Origin of the sequence: Paenibacillus kyungheensis (genome assembly GCF_028606985.1) — a bacterium.
Classification (GTDB): Bacteria; Bacillota; Bacilli; order Paenibacillales; family Paenibacillaceae; genus Saccharibacillus; species Saccharibacillus kyungheensis.
In genome coordinates this window covers 4,299,674-4,316,280 of record NZ_CP117416.1, presented here as the reverse complement: position 1 = coordinate 4,316,280, position 16,607 = coordinate 4,299,674, and the positions used below count along the sequence as shown (strand labels likewise).

The window sequence follows — 16,607 nt, the reverse complement described above, 5'->3', positions numbered from 1 at the left end:
TGAAGTGGTAAAAGGGATTTAATTTTTTTGATATATTTAGTAATTATTCGTGTAGCAGAGATAAATTGAAGGAGGGGTAAGGATGAGTTATGTGATTGGGGTTGATTTGGGGACGAGTGCGGTGAAGACGGTATTGGTGGATAAGCAGGGGAATATTGCTTATGAGACGTCTGAATCGTATCCGTTATCTCAACCGAAAGCAGGGTATAGCGAACAGAGTCCTGAAGATTGGGTAAAAGGGACGTTAACATCGCTCCGTCGGTTGGTAGAGATTTCAGGTGTAGCGTCTGAAGAGATTGAAGGGTTGAGCTTTTCGGGGCAAATGCATGGATTGGTGTTGTTGGATGGAGACAATAAGGTAATTCGTCCAGCGATTTTGTGGAATGATACACGTACCAGTAAGCAGTGTCGCCGAATTGAAGAGACGTTAGGCGATGAATTATTACAGATTGCTCGTAATCGGGCGTTGGAAGGATTTACATTGCCCAAAATCTTATGGGTGCAGGAAAATGAGCCAGAGCATATGGAAGCGGCACGATTAGTTTTGCTACCGAAAGATTATGTGCGTTACCAGTTAACCGGTGATCTAGCGATGGATTATTCTGATGCGGCAGGTACATTATTACTCGATGTAACCGGCAAACAGTGGAGTGAGAAGATCGCTTCAGCTTTTGATTTGCCTATGTCGTTGCTTCCGCGTCTAATCGAATCATTTGATGATGTAGGTGGATTGTTGCCGGAAGTCGCTGAACAGACAGGATTGAGTGTAAATACACGCGTCTATGGTGGTGGAGCAGATAATGCGTGTGGTGCGATCGGTGCAGGAATTCTAAGTGAAGGGCAGACGATGTGCAGTATCGGTACATCCGGTGTCGTGTTGTCTTATGAAGAACGCAAAGATTTGGATTTTGCAGGGAAAGTTCATTTCTTTAATCATAGTGAGCAAGATGCTTTTTATATTATGGGCGTTACTCTTGCGGCAGGGTACAGTCTAGAATGGTTCCGCAGTGCATTTGGCAAAGACCTTTCATTTGACCAGTTATTGCATGGCGTGAACAATGTGGCGGCAGGTGCAGAAGGGTTGTTATTCACACCTTATATCGTAGGTGAACGTACACCTCATCCAGATGCAGATATTCGTGGAAGCTTTATCGGTATTGATGCCGCGCACAAGTTACCGCATTTTGCGCGTGCTGTATTGGAAGGAATTACATTCTCTTTACGAGAATCGATTGATATTTTACGCGAATCAGGCAAAAGTATCACTTCTGTCGTCTCGATCGGTGGCGGAGCGAAGAATGAGACCTGGTTACAAATGCAAGCAGATATTTTTAACGCCGAGATTGTTCGTTTAGAGAATGAACAAGGGCCTGCTATGGGAGCAGCTATGTTGGCGGCTTATGGTAGCGGGTGGTTTCCTTCTTTACAAGACTGTGCAGCGGCATTTTTACGTCACGCGAAGTCTTACCAACCTGATCCGGAACGTGCTGAAAAGTATGATCAGTTGTTTGCGATTTATCAGGATATTTATGGACAGACTACTGACTTGAATAAACGTTTGGCGGCTTTTCGCGGATAGATAGACGTATAGATAGAAAAATAATAATTAATAAAAACCCTTCTTTTACAACACAAAGAAGGGTTTTTGCTTTAAAGTGGAAATATATTACAATATCATTGTTGTTAAAGCAGAAATAGCATAGTTACAAAGAATGCCTCAAGCTAAAAATATAATGAACAAACTGTTCTTTATGTGCGGTATATTCCTGGATTCCTTCACTTTGCAGATCAACAAATGATTGTTTAATTTTCTGATATTCTAGCTTTTGCTCGGGATGAGTATTTAGATAATCTCGAAAGAAAATAAGATTTTTCCAAATATCACTTTCAAACGTTACTATATGAATAAAATGAGTTTTAACATCAAACGTAGTATCTTTGAATTTAGCGTATACATATTCATGTTCTCTTTGTACTTTCAGTCGATAAAATCCAATTGTTTTTAAATAATCATCATACATAGTTACTTGCTCTAAATGATCAATCCCGACAAGAATATCGATTACAGGTTTGGCTTGGATATTAGCAATCGCTGTACTTCCAATATGCTGTACTCTGTTTGGATGTAATGAGGTGGCAGTACAGATACTTTTTTTCATATTTTCAAATAATCCAATCCAATCAGGATCGTAATCAACAAGCTTGATTTGATTTTTAGCAATACCTAATTCATTTTTCGGCATATATACACATCCTTTTATAGAAATGATGAAGTTGTATTATAACTTGTTGAGAATAAACAAAGGAGGGCAATTCATATGAAATTACGTATCCCATTACTATTGTTATCGTTAAGTATGGCTTTGTGCTTGTCTTATAGTATTGGCTTGCTCTGGGGAGAGAGTACTCAACAAATTGCTTATCTTTTATCGGTTGTAGGTTTGATCTTTTTATTTGAAAAAACAAAGATGAGTGAGCGAAAAGTGAATAGACTGGTAGGAATAGTTATAGGGATATCTGCTGTATGTGCAGGTTCCTTAGTAGAACTTCAAGATTGGTCATATGTAATAAACATGCTTATCTAAGAAAGGAGTAAAAGAGATGAAAAACCAAAACATTTCGCTCAAAATCTGTATTGTAGTCGTTATTAGCGCTCTTCTTTTTCATTTTGGAGTAGAGTATTACAAAAAACAAGTGACTCAAAAAGTCATCAACTATCTGGTACTGGAAAAAGGATATCAAAGTACAGATATTGCTGAAATCAAAACGTATATTAGTAAAGCACCTGTAGTCAGCACAAGTGTAATATTCAAAGACGAAAGAAATGCAATGTATATGTATAAATCAGACAATGGACAAATGGAGCAGTATCATTGTATCCCTGCTATTAATGATTTGAAGCAAAAATATATTCATGCAGAAAATCCGTAATCTACATAGTAGTAAGCAATAGTACATAATAGTAAATCTCGATAACCTACACTATAGTAAAATCGGAACTAAGCATTTCGACATTAATCATTCTCCACTATAAATATCCTTCATAAATAATAAAATTGTTTAGTATCTCAGACTAAATGTGTAATAATAGACATATGTTTAAATAAGTGTCGGCGGAATGGATTCTATTATACATTTCAAATATAAGATACATGATTTTTACATTAAAAAAAGGAGGAACCCTGATGGATAAACGGTATTGGTTAATTGGTGGCGTAAGTGGAGCAGTATTAGCACTTGCAGGAACAAGAATGGTGTGGAATACAGCGGTCAAAGCGCAAACACCCAAACGTATTCCGGTAGAGCGTAAGCCTGCGATGCCTTATCAAGATATTGAATTTTTGAGCGACGGTCTGCGTATTCAAGGGTGGTTTATTCCTTCTAAAATACAAGAAGATCAACAACATCTTACAGATCACAACACGATCAAAGATCCAACAGATCATATGGATTCTACAACGTCTTCACCATTGATGATTATTGCTCATGGTTGGGGTTCTAATCGTTCCCGGGTACTGCGCTATATTGAGCCATTATGGGAAGCAGGATATGCCCTTTTGATGTATGATGCGCGTAGTCATGGACATAGTGAACCGATCGAAGCACCTTCTGCATATACATTTCGGGATGATATTTTGGCGGCACTGGATTATGCTGTACATATTCCAGAGATTGATCCTCAGCGGATTGGAGTGTTAGGGCATTCGATGGGGGGACTGGGTACTATTTTGTCGCTTCCTTATGGATTGCCTGTACGAGCTGTTATTACCGATTCGATGCCTGCTCAATTTGAGAGTGTACTTGAAGCTGAATTTAAGCGTCGGGGGCTACCACTATTTCCGATGGCTAATATTATTCCAAGAATCTGGTTTTATCGTTCTCATATTTCGCTCAAAGAATATCAACAGAAAAATACCGTATTCTCAATCAATGAAGCACGTAAAGAAGCCGATTTGCCAATTCTAATGATCCATTCGCGCGGAGATGCTTTTATTCCACCGACTGAATTAGAATTTGTTATGGGGCAAGTCACACCACCGATTGAGACGTTATTTGTAGATACGAATGGACATAGTTCTTCACAAAAAGATCCTCATTTCTGGGCGAAAGTGTTGCCGTTTTTGGATGAACATGTGAAGCATGCTCAACCTAGAACCAAAGCGATTACTCAATCGCCTATCGTAAATAAGACGACCGCCAAAAAAATGAATATTCGTGTATGGAAAAGTCCAATAAGTTGGCTCAAATCAGTAAATGAAAAAGCATCTGCAACCGATAATTAAAATATAGTGATAAAGTAATATTATTCGTTAGTAATATCAAAATGGATACATATATCTCATGAAAATATGCGGTTGTGTACAATCCAGTTTATAACGACTATAATTAAGCTTATACTCTATAAATAAGTAAATATAATCGACAGATCGTCCTACAGATTATAACGCTTATCATTGCTAAGTTGCTCACTCACTATAGTTATGTTTACCTATTACCTACACGATGAAGGGCGGTTACGTCTGCATGAATAGATCAAGTCAACTTTGGGTGAAGACCCTTTTAGCCGGAACATTAGTATTTTCTACAGTTCCAGCGATTTCGTTTAGTGGTAATACTGCATACGCGGCTACTTCACAGATCACTGTAAACAGCACATCAGATATCGTTGATCAATTGTACAAAGGATTAATGAACCGTAGTGCACAAGTAACATTTACGTACAAAGGCAGTACAGCCAAATTAAAAGCAATGTTACAAGACTCATTTGAGACAGCATTGGAAAAAGATCCATATACAATGTATATCTTGGATAGCTATGGTCTAACATGGCGCAGTAATGCGTATTCTGCTCTGGTAACGGTAGATATGAAGTACCGGGAGACAGTCGCTCAGACTAAATATGTAAATGATCAAGTCGTTCAGACGGTCGCTCAAATTATTACACCGGGTATGAATGATCACCAGAAAGTAAAAGCAATTCATGATTGGGTAGTCCAACATCTGAAATATGATGAAACGTATACACGTTATACGGCTTATGAAGCGTTGCATGATGGTACAGCTGTATGTCAAGGTTATGCATTATTGACGTATGCATTGCTCAAACAAGCTGGCGTAGAGAACAAAATTGTAGAAGGTACAGCAGGCGGCGAGCTTCATGCTTGGAACCTTGTGAATATCGATGGCAATTGGTACCACATGGATACAACATGGGATGATCCATTACCCGATCAAGGCGATGGAGTAGATACTAATTATTATCTACGTACCGATGCTCAGATGAAACAAGATCATAACTGGACCAAAACGTATCCTGCGGCAAATGTAGCTTACAAGGATACATTGAACACATTAATAGCTTCCGGTGGCGATACTTCAGGATTTTACAAACAATTGGAACAAAACTTAAATTATGCTGTAGATAACTCTCCAGCGGCAGTAGACTCAGCAACAGCTTTAAAAGAACAAGTGAAAAACGCTAAAGCAGGCGGACAATCTTCATTGGTATTCCGCTATAGCGGTAATATCACTAGCTTAAAAAGCGATCTAAGTCGTCTATCTTCTGTAGGGATCAAATCAATCTCTTACACTGTACAATCGCTAGGAAGTTCTAACGATCTTAAAGTTAACTTGTCTTGGAAATAAGATCTAAATAAAAAGTCGATAGATTACACTTATTATTTTTAAAAGAAGGGTCGGATATCATATCCGATCCTTTTTGCTGTTTTATCATTCTTTGTCGACGCATTAGTGATGTCATTTTCGCCCCTTATAAGCATATAGATATACTCATCTTATTTAGCAAATGAACCAAGATTTTTAGAAAAATAAAGAGGGGTATCGTATATAAAAAGATAAACGTTAATTCGATATTGTTATATATCTAAAATGGATATAAATTTTAAACAATGAATATACCTTTTCATAATGTATATTTCTATTTATAAATTAATATAAATGCTATTTAATAAATAAATATATTAATTAAATATACATAAAAATATCAATACATTGATTGGTATAAAGATGCTTTAATATTATATTGTACATAATTGAAAGCGCTTTATAATTAAATATAGGCGCTAAACGTTACAACAGTAACAGATAGCGGACTTCGGAAGCAGGAGGCGAACATCATTCATATGAAGCTGAAAAGCAAATTAGTTTTAATGTTGACCTTAACAGCACTTCTTTTTTCTGTTGTACCTAACGGTAAAATTTTTGCGGCAGCCTGGCCATTATCAGGAGATGTCGGTGTCCATGATCCCTCTTTAATTAAAGAAGGAAATAGCTGGTACACTTTTTCGACCGGACAAGGTATTCAAGTCTTAAAATCCGATAATGGCAACAACTGGTATCGTGTACCGCAAGTATTCTTATCTCCTCCAGCATGGTGGAAAACATATGTACCCAAACAAGCAACAAATGATGTCTGGGCGCCTGATGTAAAAACATATAATGGCCGTACATGGTTGTACTATTCGATTTCTTCTTTTGGTTCCAATACATCGGCTATTGGACTAGCTTCAGCAAGTAGTATTGGTGCAGGTAGCTGGCGTGATGATGGTCTAGTATTACGCACAACTTCAGGCTCTAACGATTACAATGCGATTGATCCTGAATTGGTAATCGATGCTTCTGGTAATCCATGGTTAGCTTTCGGTTCATTCTGGAGCGGTCTTAAATTAACCAAACTGGACAAAAATACAATGAAACCAACAGGCAGTATCACTTCGATCGCGGCTCGTCCTAACAATGGTGGAGCAATTGAAGCACCATCAATCACGTACCGTAACGGATATTACTACTTGTTCGCTTCTATTGATAACTGCTGTAAAGGTGTAAATAGTACGTACAAAATTGTCTATGGACGCTCTACAAGTATTACCGGTCCTTATGTAGATAAAAATGGTGTTAATATGCTTAATGGTGGCGGTACGATTTTAGATAGTGGTAACGCACAATGGAAAGGCCCGGGCGGTGAAGATATCGTTGGCAATAATATTATTGCTCGTCATGCGTATGATGCCAATGATAATGGAGCACCCAAGCTGTTAATTAGTGATCTCAACTGGGATTCCAGTGGTTGGCCTACGTATTAGTAATCGTAAATACAAGGCAAACTGATCACGATTACGCTTCCTACCAATCATCAGCTCAAATCATAAATAGACGGATCCCTAACTAAAAAAAACACCTTCTACCTCTATAGTGCTTGGATAAGCATAGAGTGTAGAAGGTGTTTTTGGATTGAGTGGTGTAGCTGTTTTGTTGAATGTTATAGCGGATGACTTTATTTTTTATCTAAAGAATGCCCGCTATTGAGATCACATTCTGTCAGTGGAACCACTTTTGTTTTATTGATGAACTTATATCCTAACCACAAAATAAGAAATAACGGCACACTGATATATGAAGCGAAAATCGATTTCCAGTCAATAGCTTCCGGTGTAATATACGATAGACTTTGACCCAGAATAACAATAGCACATAATACAAAAGCAAATAATGGGCCAAACGGGAACCATTTTGCTTTGAAAGGCAACTCATCCATACTTTTACCCTGTGCGTAAAAAGCACGACGGAAGCGGTAATGACTAATTGCGATTCCAAGCCAGGTGATAAAGCCGCACATTCCTGAAGCATTAAGTAACCATTGATACACAATTCCATCCCCGAACAAAGAAGCTAGAAAAGCTAACATTCCTACAGCAGTCGTTAATAATAATGCATTTTGTGGAATCCCGCGACGATTCAGTCGTCCGAAGATACGAGGCGCTTTGCCTTCTTTCGCCAGTGCATACAATACACGAGTAGAAGCATACATTCCCGAGTTACCTGCTGATAGAACCGAAGATAGGATAACAGCATTCATGACTGCTGCTGCAAACGCAAGCCCTGCTTTTTCAAATACCAGTGTAAACGGGCTGACACCTATATCAGTTAGCTCACCATTCAAAAGAGAAGGTGTGGTGTAAGGAATAATCAATCCAATCACCAAAATCGCTAAAATATAAAAAATAAGAATACGCCAGAATACCTGACGAATCGCTTTCGGTACATGTTCACGTGGATTTTCACTTTCACCGGCTGCAACCCCGATTAATTCTGTGCCTTGAAATGAAAATCCTGCCGCCATAAATACACCGATAAAGGCTAACAGTCCTCCATTAAACGGAGCATCACCTACAGTAAAGTTGCTGAATCCTACTGCTTTGCCACCGAGAATCCCGAAGATCATTAACACCCCAACAACAAGGAAAAGAATAACAACTACAATTTTGATCATCGCGAACCAGTACTCCGATTCCCCGTAACCTTTAACAGACAGAACATTAAGTAAAAAGATAACCGCTAAAAACAATAGACTCCAGATAAACGAAGAACTTTCCGGGAACCAGTACTTAATAATAATCGTTGCCGCAGATAATTCCGCTGCAATCGTAATCGCCCAGTTGTACCAGAAATTCCAACCCATTGCGAATCCAAAAGCAGGATCAACATAACGAGCGGCATACGTATTGAACGAACCGGATTCAGGACGATACGTTGCCATTTCCCCTAGACTGGTCATTAGAAAATACACCATAATACCTACACAAGCATACGCGAGTAATGCACCGCCAGGGCCTGCCTGAGCGACTGCCCCACCACTGGCGAGAAATAGACCAGTACCGATCGAACCGCCGAGAGCGATCATTGTCATATGTCTTGCTCGTAGACCTGCTTTGAGTTCACGCGGTGGTGAAGATGGAGAAGATGCCATAATAGTTATATACACTCCTTACTGAATTAAGCATATGAATTTATGCTGTGAATAGATAAAGGAAGTAGATACATGCAAGAACACAACAAAAAAGACCACGTATATATACGTGATCCTTTAATTATGATCCGCACCATACTTTTCCTTTGTAAAGATAGCTCAACACAGGAATCATCTGTAGATGGTTCACTGTGACAGTTCTGTTCCTTTCGGAGACAGCCCCAGCATAACTAACAACAGAGCATTAGTTATACTTCGGCAACGATACCTTTTTATTTGGGATCAACAGCGGCTCTTACGCTTTCTCCAAATAGACTCATTATAGTTGCGACCTCTACCTCATCGGATATTGTGTGATGAGGCAATTATTATGAAATTAGTGTCATGGATAAGATGACTGTTTTCCAGTATACGTGTAGTCGTTTGATTTGACAACTACTTATATCATGAATCTCTCATGAAGAACAAATGATTGTAATCATTAGACGTTATCTTTGGCACGACTTTTCGCCATTTGTTGCCAGATTGTCCCTGCGGCTTGTTCCCCGGATTCGATTCGTTCTAGAGCCATTTTGGCTTGCAAACTCACTTCGAATTCAGGATCATCCACAGCTAATTCTAATTCGTCACGTGCTTCTTCAGTTCCGACTTCATACAAGAAACGAGCAGCACGCCAGCGCACCAATTTACTGCTGTCTTTGAGTGTAGCTAGCATTGCCGGCGTTGCCGCAGGATCACCGATATCTGATAAAGTATCACCTGCTGTACGACGAACCGCTGCCGATTTATCTTGTAGTGCTTGATATAATAGTTCCATCGCCGCAGGTGTTTTGAGATCACCGAGATAGACAACTGCAAGACGACGCAATTGCATTTTTTCATCAAATAAAGCTTTTTCGATTAAAGGTAAGCTATCCGCGTCTGGTTGCAACAGATCAAAAGCCGCATAACGTACACGCCAATCTGGATTTTCAAGTGCTACAGCAATTTCATCTGCGTTCATTTCCCGACGCTGTTCTACAAATTCTTCCTGGCTTGCGCCATGAGAAATCGCTTGTTCGATAATCTTTTTCAATCGATCTTCTGGAAAAGCCGCTTCAAGCTCTTGTTCGACTTCACGTGCAATATCAGCAAGTTCACCATAACGAACACCATAATCGGTTAATTTGCGTTCTTTGATCATCGTAGCGACTGCTACTTCTGTAACTGCCTGTACAAATCGATCTGCTAGCCCAATACGTTCTTCTTTTGTTCCAGACTTCACCCGAATCTGCATCGGAATCCCGCGGAAAAATTGCACAAATACTTCAGCTTCACCAAAGTGCTCACCTGAGAGATCTGTCGGTACTTCAAATTTATTTTCTACACCTTCTTGACCCATCTGTGCTTGTACTTCATTTAAGATATCCGACCAGTCGGCACTTGCTTTACGATCCAACGCTACAAAGTCTGCGGTATGGAATACACTTTTGACTCCTGCAATATGAAGCATTTGCTGAATAAAAAGAGGAGCAGAGCGTTCATTCGCTAATGTATATGTTTTACGGATACCATGAGGTAATTGCTCATCAAGATGCAACATCATCGTATTCGGACTTGGCGTAGGTTCAATAGATGTGATTTTCATAATGGTGTAGATACCCTCCTTAGGAATCAAATGACTGATACAGCTATAGCCATTTGTTTTAAATTTAATATACTACCATCTTCATATTGTACCCCAAAAGAGGTATAGATGATTGCTCGTTTGTTAATCCCACCAGAAATACCAGAACTCTTGCTTTTGAAGATAAGTAGCATATTGTCCAATCGACTCAAATGATTCCAAAACATACGAGCAGAACATAAAGTGTTCTTGAGCGAGTAATAAAGCTTCTTCATCAGTGACAGGTCTGGTAGAGGCTTGTAGAATCCAAATACTTTCATTCACAATAATAGGAATAGCCTTATATTGTTGATGCCAGTACTGGAAAAGAGAAGCTTGCACAATAGGAGCAGGGCATTCATTGAACCCACCCATAGGAACCATCAATGGAGCGATATATTCTCTGCTAGCAGGTAAAGGAAGTGTAATCCATTGATCTGTTGGTTCACTTGCCGCATGAAAATCAGGCCATAACGAATCCACTTGATATGGAATCAATCGCTCATCTAACCACGCATGTCCTTCCCATAATCTGCTATACATCTCATACAATGATGCCCAATTCATATGTTGTATCGACTTAGCTTGCTCAGCTAGATCGGTATCGAGTAATTGATGACTGACCAATGTTCTGAATGTATCCAATACATCCATCTGTTGCAGTAATGCTAACTGTTGATCGACATAATCGGTTAAGGAGTCGTAATCATCTAGCGTATCTTCCATCACTTCCTCAATATTATCATCAGGAATAACAAGTAATGAATAGGGTGTTCCTTTAGGTTGGATAGGAAATGTGATTTCTTTTGCTTCTATAGATAACGGGTTATATGGTTGCAAATAATTCAGTATTTCTGAACTCATCAATATCCTGCTCCTTTATTATCTCAAGTATGTATCTGAGTACTATCTGCTTTTAAATATAACGTAATCACTCCTATCAAAACAAATTAAAAACAACCCGTTCTATGAAAGAAGGGGTTGTTTGAAAGCTTAATCTTATTTTTAAAATAAGTCTGGTATTAGACGACAGCTTGATCGTTGGAAGATTGAAGAGGATCACGAACAATCTTTACATCATAAAAGGAAATTTTATTTTCGATAATATAATCCGGTGTAGAGCCATGAGCATGGGATTCGCGGAATGCGTCACTTTTAGTCCATCCTTGAAAAGCTTCTTTTGATGCCCAACGCGTACTGATCGTAACTTCTTCAAACTCTTTGCTATTTTGATTAACTAACACTTCAAGCCCCAAAAAGCCTTCCATGTATTCCACTTTGCCTACCTTGTCAAAACGCTCCACCAGTAAATGTGCACTACCTTTAGTTAATTTAGAAGTATTGGTTACAATAATCATATCAAATGACCTCCTGATTGATGATGGGGGATAACCGGTAAAATAAGCGGATAACCACCCTCAAATAGTATTCGAGCTTTCATATGGTAAATGTCTTGGATAAATTCAGTCGTAAGAATCTGTTGTGGAATACCCGACGTAGCGACTTTGCCTTGCTTGAGTGCAATCATATAATCACAATAAGCGACTGCTTGTTGCAGATCATGTAGCACCATAACAATAGTTAATCCAGATTGCGCATTAATTCGTTTTAGCATATCCATGACTTCAAATTGATGCGCAATATCGAGAAAAGTGGTCGGTTCATCCAGTAGCAAAATATCGGTCTGTTGAGCCAGTGCCATCGCTATTCGTGTACGCTGTTGTTCACCTCCAGATAAAGTATGGAACATACGATCTCGATACTGTTCTATCCCTGTCCATTGCAGCACCTGATCGACAATTGCTGTATCTGTTGTATTGTGAGCGGTGTGCCAGCTTCGTCTATACGGTGATCGACCATAAGCGACCAGTTCATGCACAGTCAATTGAGGAAGCATCTCTTTCATTTGTGGTAGCATCGTAATCGTTGTCGATAGTTCACGTAAAGAATAGCTAGTAATCTCACGATCTCCAATATGTACTTGCCCTTGATCTGGCTTGAGCAGTTTTGTAAGCAATCGCAATAAGGTGGATTTGCCAGATCCATTAGGTCCCACAATCGCGGTTAATTGACCTTTTGGCAAAGAAATATCAATTTGATCCAGACGAAAATGACCATTATCCAGACTGAGTTGCTTGCTTTCAATCGCTGCTGTTATTGTAGAAGGATGAATCGACTGTATCATGATAGACCGAACCTTCCTTTCCGTTTCAATAGGAATAAAAAGAATGGTGCTCCAATTACAGCAAGCAAAATACCAACAGGCAATTCAATCGACCCGAACCACGAACGTGCGACAGTATCTGCAAAAACAACCAGTGTGCCACCGCCAATCATCGAGAAGGGGAGTAAAAAGCGATAATCTTCTCCAATCATCAACCGAATCATATGAGGAACGACCAGCCCCACAAATCCGACCAATCCTGCTACACTTACAGCAGCTCCTGCTAGAAAAGCTGACAATAAAATAATAAGCAAGCGATTCATTTCTACTCGTTGCCCTAACAATTGAGCAGCATCATCGCCAAGCAATAATAGATTGGCTGGCTTGATAGCTAATAGTGACAGGATCAACCCGCATACCGCATAAGGCGCCATAAATTCAAGATGATACCAACTTCGTCCATTCAGTCCACCGGATAACCAGGGAAGAACAGCTTGTACCCGATCACTATAAATGACCATAATCCCGTTAGTTAAGGCACCCAGTAGTGCATTAACAGCGACCCCGGCTAGAATAATTTTTACAGGTGAAGCTCCGCGATCCCATGCTAGCAAATAGATCAATACCGCTGTAACAAAAGCGCCTAAAAAAGCAGTTATCGGAAGTAGATAGCTTAACTGTGGTAGCATAACCATCGTGATCATCGCTGTGATCCCGCCACCGGCAGAGACACCGATAATGCCTGGATCCGCTAACGGATTTTTCATTACACCTTGTAACAGTGCTCCAGCAGTAGCCAGACAAGCTCCGACCAACCAGCCAATCATCACACGCGGTAAGCGCAAATCTATCAAAATCGTACGATATGCAGATGGCTCCTGACCCCATAATATCGGTATCACTTCACTCAGTGGAATAGAGATAGAGCCATATAACACACCATACAGACAAGCGATAATCGATAACAAAGGCAGAATAATAGCGACAAGCCATCGTCTGCGGTTACGTTGCTGTTTGTTCATCTTATGAACGTTCCGGATACAATATTTGATGAATCAAGTCCAAAGCATCGGTGACTTTAGTGCCAGGATTAGTGCCGAATAGCGTAGATGGAAGGACTTCCACTTGATTGTTCTGTACCGCTTTGATACTGTTCCATGCCGGATTGTTTTGCATTTCTTTCAAAAAGCCAGCTTTGACTTCATCGGTATTACCATGAGTCATGATCATAATGTAATCAGGATTCGCTTGTACAACCTGCTCTGTATTGAGCTGTGCATACTGCGGAAAGTTTTGCAGACCGGGTAGATTAGCAGCGATATTATGACCACCTGCTACTTCGAGAATATTACCGCTTAATGAATTAGGCAAAGCCGCCATATACGTTCCGGGTGCTCCATACACAAGCAATACATTAGGTTTGGCAGTAGAAGTTTTGGAGTTCAATGTATGGATATGATCTTGTATCTGTTTGTTAAGTTGTTTGGCTTTTGTTTCTTGTTGCAATAGTTGTCCAAACAATGTAATTTGAGTCTGAATATCTTGAATAGAGTTAGCTCCTGTTAAGATCAGCTTAGAACCAATACCTTCAATCGCAGGGATATCTTTTTCATTCATAGGATAATTCCCGAGCACTACATCAGGTTGTAAAAAAGTAATCTTTTCCAGATCGACTTCATGGGTGGAACCGATTTGTTCTACTTGTTCAGCAGCGCTTACAACAGCAGGGCCATTAGAATTCGGTCGACCGACTACAGTTCCGCCCAGTGCATAGATAATATCCATATCGCCATTGCTGAGTGCAATAATACGCTGTGGGATCTGAGTGAGAGCGATCTGTCTTTTGGCAAAATCAGTAATTGTGATAGAAGCCTGTTGTGCTGTAGCAGCATTAGCAGAAGGAGTAGTAACATTCGTTGATGCCGCTGAACTACATCCGGTCATTACAAATAAGAGCAGAGCAGATGACCAGAGCAATGATGATTTCATGAGTATCCTCCTATAATTACTTTCGTTGCAAATGATAATCATTTTCAATTAAATTGTAACTAAATGATAATGAATATCAATTGAGTTGTCAATTGAAAATAAAATATTTTAGTTAAATTTTAGGATGAATTGGATATTGAATTTGAAGGCATATATAGGAAAAGGAATTTGAAAAAAGATAATTAAAATTCATATATCACAGATTTTATGATGATATTAACGTATTGACAAGCACTGGAAGGTTGCTCTAATATCGGAGTTGTATCCACTTTGATTTGCGATCTTTTATCGTGAAAGGAGAGAATGAATCGCTCGGTAAGAGCTTATTTTTTTAATCTTAATTGAGAATGATAATCATTTAAAATTAAAGATTTTAGGAGGAATGCTGTCCATATGTATAAACGATATTCCGTAATCATACTTTCGCTCTTGATGGTTAGTCTTTTCGTCATAGGGATAACGCCTATCAATACGATACAAGCGGCTTCTTCCAAATTGGCTAACGGTACATATACCCTCAAGTACGACGTATTAAAAGCGGAAAATAATTCAGTCTCCATGGCAAATGATTACTTTGAGAAGCCTGCCAAGTTATACGTGAAAAATGGAAAAATGACGATGCAGGTACAACTCAATCATAGTGAGTGGACCACGCAATTCAAAGTGAAATACAAAGGCAAGATTGTGGATACGAAAGTGATTCAAAGCAATAGTAAAAAGGATACACGGATTGTGCAATTTCCGATTGCCGATCTCAAAAATCCTATTGTATCTAAAATTCATGTAACAGTGAGTTCATACAATTATGATCATGACTATACGATTCGCTTAGCTTTAGATTCAAAAAGTCTGAAAGCGATCAAAAAATAAAATAAAACTAATAGGAGTGTGTTGAATAATGAACGCAGTAATGAACCGTATGGAAAAATGGGATTTGAAAAAAGTATTAATCGTTTTGATGATGGCAGCTTTGGCATTTGCAGTACTGGCTCCATTGTCAGCCAAATCAGCACATGCAGCTCTAGCAAACGGAACATACAGCGTAGATTATAAAGTATTAGCAGATGGTACAGAAAATACGTCTCGTCTAGATAGTTATGTTGTGAAGCCAGCTACAGTAACAGTAGTCAATGGCGTGAACACTGTGCGCTTAACGATCAAAAGCAGTAATTTAATTACAGCATTCAAAGTAGAACAAAATGGACAATTGGTAGATGCGACTGTAGTAAGTACAGATACGTCTGCTAACACAAGAGTAGTTGAGTTCCCTGTAGCTAACTTGGATAGCAAAGTAAACGCGTATGCAGAAATCAAAATCCCTGTGATTAATTACACAGGTAAATATAACGTACAACTGCAATTTGACACAGACAGTATCTAATTTAGAACGCTATACTATTCTATTGGCATTGGGGTGCGATAGATGAGTACGGATTGGCTTGAATGGTTAGATGTATGGCTTCAAATATGTAGACCACTACCTGTAGAAAAGAGGATATATCGATGAATATGATGATAAATACAGTAGAAAAATTTTCGTTCAAAAAAGTAGTCATGATGTTGATGATGGCGGCTCTGGTATTTGCGGGACTATCTCCATTTTCTGCAAAATCAGCACATGCTGCTATTCCTAATGGCACGTATTCTATTGATTACGTTGTATATGCAGATGGAACTACTAATGCTTCGTATATGGATAGCTCCGAGTATTCAGTCAAACCAGCGACTCTTGTCGTTACAAATGGTGTAGCTAAAGTCAAAGTAACATTGAAGCACAAAGACTGGATCAAATCATTTAAAACACAACAAAATGGTACGTATGTGGAAGCGACCACGACAACAAGTGGTGATACTAAAACATTTGAATTTCCGGTAAGCAACTTATCTGCTAAAGTGAACGCGCAAATTCATGTCGTAGTTCCTGCCGAAATCGCTGGCGTTCCTTACGACCATACGTACACAGTGCAATATTTATTTGACGAAGATAGCATCTAACATATCTTCTTCATCTATGTAAAAAAGTATTCCAAAATACAACGTAC

17 protein-coding genes and 1 riboswitch are annotated in these 16,607 nt (G+C 39.2%); of the genes, 9 read left to right on the top strand and 8 right to left on the bottom strand.

What is annotated here, in order from left to right:
* Positions 1-82 precede the first annotated feature (82 nt).
* Positions 83-1,579: a xylulokinase gene (xylB, locus tag PQ456_RS18650; RefSeq protein WP_273613598.1), complete on the top strand. Its 1,497-nt coding sequence runs from the start codon at positions 83-85 to the stop codon at positions 1,577-1,579.
* 124 nt (positions 1,580-1,703) lie between these two features.
* Here the strand turns inward: xylB and PQ456_RS18645 are convergent, their stop codons facing one another.
* Entirely contained in the window at positions 1,704-2,243 is a 540-nt protein-coding gene (locus tag PQ456_RS18645; protein WP_273613597.1) for a GrpB family protein, read from the bottom strand.
* A 75-nt stretch (positions 2,244-2,318) separates the two neighbouring features.
* Between PQ456_RS18645 and PQ456_RS18640 the strand changes: the two genes are divergently transcribed.
* The 5 genes from PQ456_RS18640 to PQ456_RS18620 all read left to right on the top strand — a co-directional run bounded on the left by PQ456_RS18640 (position 2,319) and on the right by PQ456_RS18620 (position 7,103).
* Positions 2,319-2,585, top strand: a complete 267-nt coding sequence (locus tag PQ456_RS18640) for a hypothetical protein (protein WP_273613596.1) — start codon at positions 2,319-2,321, stop codon at positions 2,583-2,585.
* Positions 2,586-2,601: 16 nt separating this feature from the next.
* Complete coding sequence (locus tag PQ456_RS18635) at positions 2,602-2,931, top strand: DUF3139 domain-containing protein (protein WP_273613595.1); 330 nt, start codon at positions 2,602-2,604, stop codon at positions 2,929-2,931.
* Between the two features lie 254 nt (positions 2,932-3,185).
* The gene (locus PQ456_RS18630) at positions 3,186-4,283 is read left to right on the top strand and encodes an alpha/beta hydrolase (RefSeq protein WP_273613594.1); all 1,098 of its coding nucleotides are present in this window, start codon (positions 3,186-3,188) and stop codon (positions 4,281-4,283) included.
* 241 nt (positions 4,284-4,524) lie between these two features.
* A complete protein-coding gene (locus PQ456_RS18625; RefSeq protein WP_273613593.1) occupies positions 4,525-5,646 on the top strand; it encodes a transglutaminase domain-containing protein in 1,122 nt (373 codons plus the stop codon).
* Positions 5,647-6,170: 524 nt separating this feature from the next.
* Entirely contained in the window at positions 6,171-7,103 is a 933-nt protein-coding gene (locus PQ456_RS18620) for an arabinan endo-1,5-alpha-L-arabinosidase AbnA (protein ID WP_273616359.1), read from the top strand.
* A gap of 191 nt (positions 7,104-7,294) precedes the next feature.
* Here PQ456_RS18620 and PQ456_RS18615 read toward each other — a convergent pair whose 3' ends face one another.
* From PQ456_RS18615 to PQ456_RS18585, 7 genes are all read right to left on the bottom strand, one after another.
* On the bottom strand, positions 7,295-8,767 hold the full coding sequence (locus PQ456_RS18615; protein ID WP_273613592.1) for an amino acid permease: 1,473 nt from the start codon (positions 8,765-8,767) through the stop codon (positions 7,295-7,297).
* Positions 8,768-8,914: 147 nt separating this feature from the next.
* Positions 8,915-9,112: riboswitch (Lysine riboswitch) on the bottom strand.
* Between the two features lie 136 nt (positions 9,113-9,248).
* Positions 9,249-10,394 (bottom strand): virulence factor, encoded by a 1,146-nt coding sequence (locus PQ456_RS18610; RefSeq protein WP_273613591.1) that lies wholly within the window; start codon positions 10,392-10,394, stop codon positions 9,249-9,251.
* A gap of 123 nt (positions 10,395-10,517) precedes the next feature.
* On the bottom strand, positions 10,518-11,276 hold the full coding sequence (locus PQ456_RS18605; protein ID WP_273613590.1) for a DUF4253 domain-containing protein: 759 nt from the start codon (positions 11,274-11,276) through the stop codon (positions 10,518-10,520).
* A gap of 158 nt (positions 11,277-11,434) precedes the next feature.
* Positions 11,435-11,770 carry a heme oxygenase gene (gene isdG, locus PQ456_RS18600; protein ID WP_273613589.1) on the bottom strand — a complete coding sequence of 112 codons (336 nt, stop codon included), beginning with the start codon at positions 11,768-11,770 and terminating at the stop codon, positions 11,435-11,437.
* Positions 11,767-12,597, bottom strand: a complete 831-nt coding sequence (locus PQ456_RS18595) for an ABC transporter ATP-binding protein (RefSeq protein WP_273613588.1) — start codon at positions 12,595-12,597, stop codon at positions 11,767-11,769. Before PQ456_RS18595 ends, isdG begins: the two co-directional genes overlap by 4 nt.
* Positions 12,594-13,598, bottom strand: a complete 1,005-nt coding sequence (locus PQ456_RS18590) for a FecCD family ABC transporter permease (protein WP_273613587.1) — start codon at positions 13,596-13,598, stop codon at positions 12,594-12,596. The genes PQ456_RS18595 and PQ456_RS18590 overlap by 4 nt, the downstream gene beginning before the upstream one ends.
* A 1-nt stretch (position 13,599) precedes the next feature.
* A complete protein-coding gene (locus PQ456_RS18585) occupies positions 13,600-14,565 on the bottom strand; it encodes an ABC transporter substrate-binding protein (RefSeq protein ID WP_273613586.1) in 966 nt (321 codons plus the stop codon).
* Between the two features lie 393 nt (positions 14,566-14,958).
* Between PQ456_RS18585 and isdC the strand changes: the two genes are divergently transcribed.
* The 3 genes from isdC to PQ456_RS18570 all read left to right on the top strand — a co-directional run bounded on the left by isdC (position 14,959) and on the right by PQ456_RS18570 (position 16,560).
* Positions 14,959-15,435, top strand: a complete 477-nt coding sequence (gene isdC / locus PQ456_RS18580) for a heme uptake protein IsdC (protein WP_273613585.1) — start codon at positions 14,959-14,961, stop codon at positions 15,433-15,435.
* 28 nt (positions 15,436-15,463) lie between these two features.
* The gene (locus tag PQ456_RS18575; protein WP_273613584.1) at positions 15,464-15,946 is read left to right on the top strand and encodes an NEAT domain-containing protein; all 483 of its coding nucleotides are present in this window, start codon (positions 15,464-15,466) and stop codon (positions 15,944-15,946) included.
* Between the two features lie 122 nt (positions 15,947-16,068).
* The gene (locus tag PQ456_RS18570; protein WP_273613583.1) at positions 16,069-16,560 is read left to right on the top strand and encodes an NEAT domain-containing protein; all 492 of its coding nucleotides are present in this window, start codon (positions 16,069-16,071) and stop codon (positions 16,558-16,560) included.
* Positions 16,561-16,607 lie beyond the last annotated feature (47 nt).

Excerpts from the sequence above, each read along its gene's own strand:
- xylB (WP_273613598.1), top strand. The coding sequence starts at position 83 with ATGAGTTATGTGATTGGGGTTGATTTGGGGACGAGTGCGGTGAAGACG.
- PQ456_RS18645 (WP_273613597.1), bottom strand. The coding sequence starts at position 2,243 with ATGCCGAAAAATGAATTAGGTATTGCTAAAAATCAAATCAAGCTTGTT.
- PQ456_RS18640 (WP_273613596.1), top strand. The coding sequence starts at position 2,319 with ATGAAATTACGTATCCCATTACTATTGTTATCGTTAAGTATGGCTTTG.
- PQ456_RS18635 (WP_273613595.1), top strand. The coding sequence starts at position 2,602 with ATGAAAAACCAAAACATTTCGCTCAAAATCTGTATTGTAGTCGTTATT.
- PQ456_RS18630 (WP_273613594.1), top strand. The coding sequence starts at position 3,186 with ATGGATAAACGGTATTGGTTAATTGGTGGCGTAAGTGGAGCAGTATTA.
- PQ456_RS18625 (WP_273613593.1), top strand. The coding sequence starts at position 4,525 with ATGAATAGATCAAGTCAACTTTGGGTGAAGACCCTTTTAGCCGGAACA.
- PQ456_RS18620 (WP_273616359.1), top strand. The coding sequence starts at position 6,171 with ATGTTGACCTTAACAGCACTTCTTTTTTCTGTTGTACCTAACGGTAAA.
- PQ456_RS18615 (WP_273613592.1), bottom strand. The coding sequence starts at position 8,767 with ATGGCATCTTCTCCATCTTCACCACCGCGTGAACTCAAAGCAGGTCTA.
- PQ456_RS18610 (WP_273613591.1), bottom strand. The coding sequence starts at position 10,394 with ATGAAAATCACATCTATTGAACCTACGCCAAGTCCGAATACGATGATG.
- PQ456_RS18605 (WP_273613590.1), bottom strand. The coding sequence starts at position 11,276 with ATGAGTTCAGAAATACTGAATTATTTGCAACCATATAACCCGTTATCT.
- isdG (WP_273613589.1), bottom strand. The coding sequence starts at position 11,770 with ATGATTATTGTAACCAATACTTCTAAATTAACTAAAGGTAGTGCACAT.
- PQ456_RS18595 (WP_273613588.1), bottom strand. The coding sequence starts at position 12,597 with ATGATACAGTCGATTCATCCTTCTACAATAACAGCAGCGATTGAAAGC.
- PQ456_RS18590 (WP_273613587.1), bottom strand. The coding sequence starts at position 13,598 with ATGAACAAACAGCAACGTAACCGCAGACGATGGCTTGTCGCTATTATT.
- PQ456_RS18585 (WP_273613586.1), bottom strand. The coding sequence starts at position 14,565 with ATGAAATCATCATTGCTCTGGTCATCTGCTCTGCTCTTATTTGTAATG.
- isdC (WP_273613585.1), top strand. The coding sequence starts at position 14,959 with ATGTATAAACGATATTCCGTAATCATACTTTCGCTCTTGATGGTTAGT.
- PQ456_RS18575 (WP_273613584.1), top strand. The coding sequence starts at position 15,464 with ATGAACGCAGTAATGAACCGTATGGAAAAATGGGATTTGAAAAAAGTA.
- PQ456_RS18570 (WP_273613583.1), top strand. The coding sequence starts at position 16,069 with ATGAATATGATGATAAATACAGTAGAAAAATTTTCGTTCAAAAAAGTA.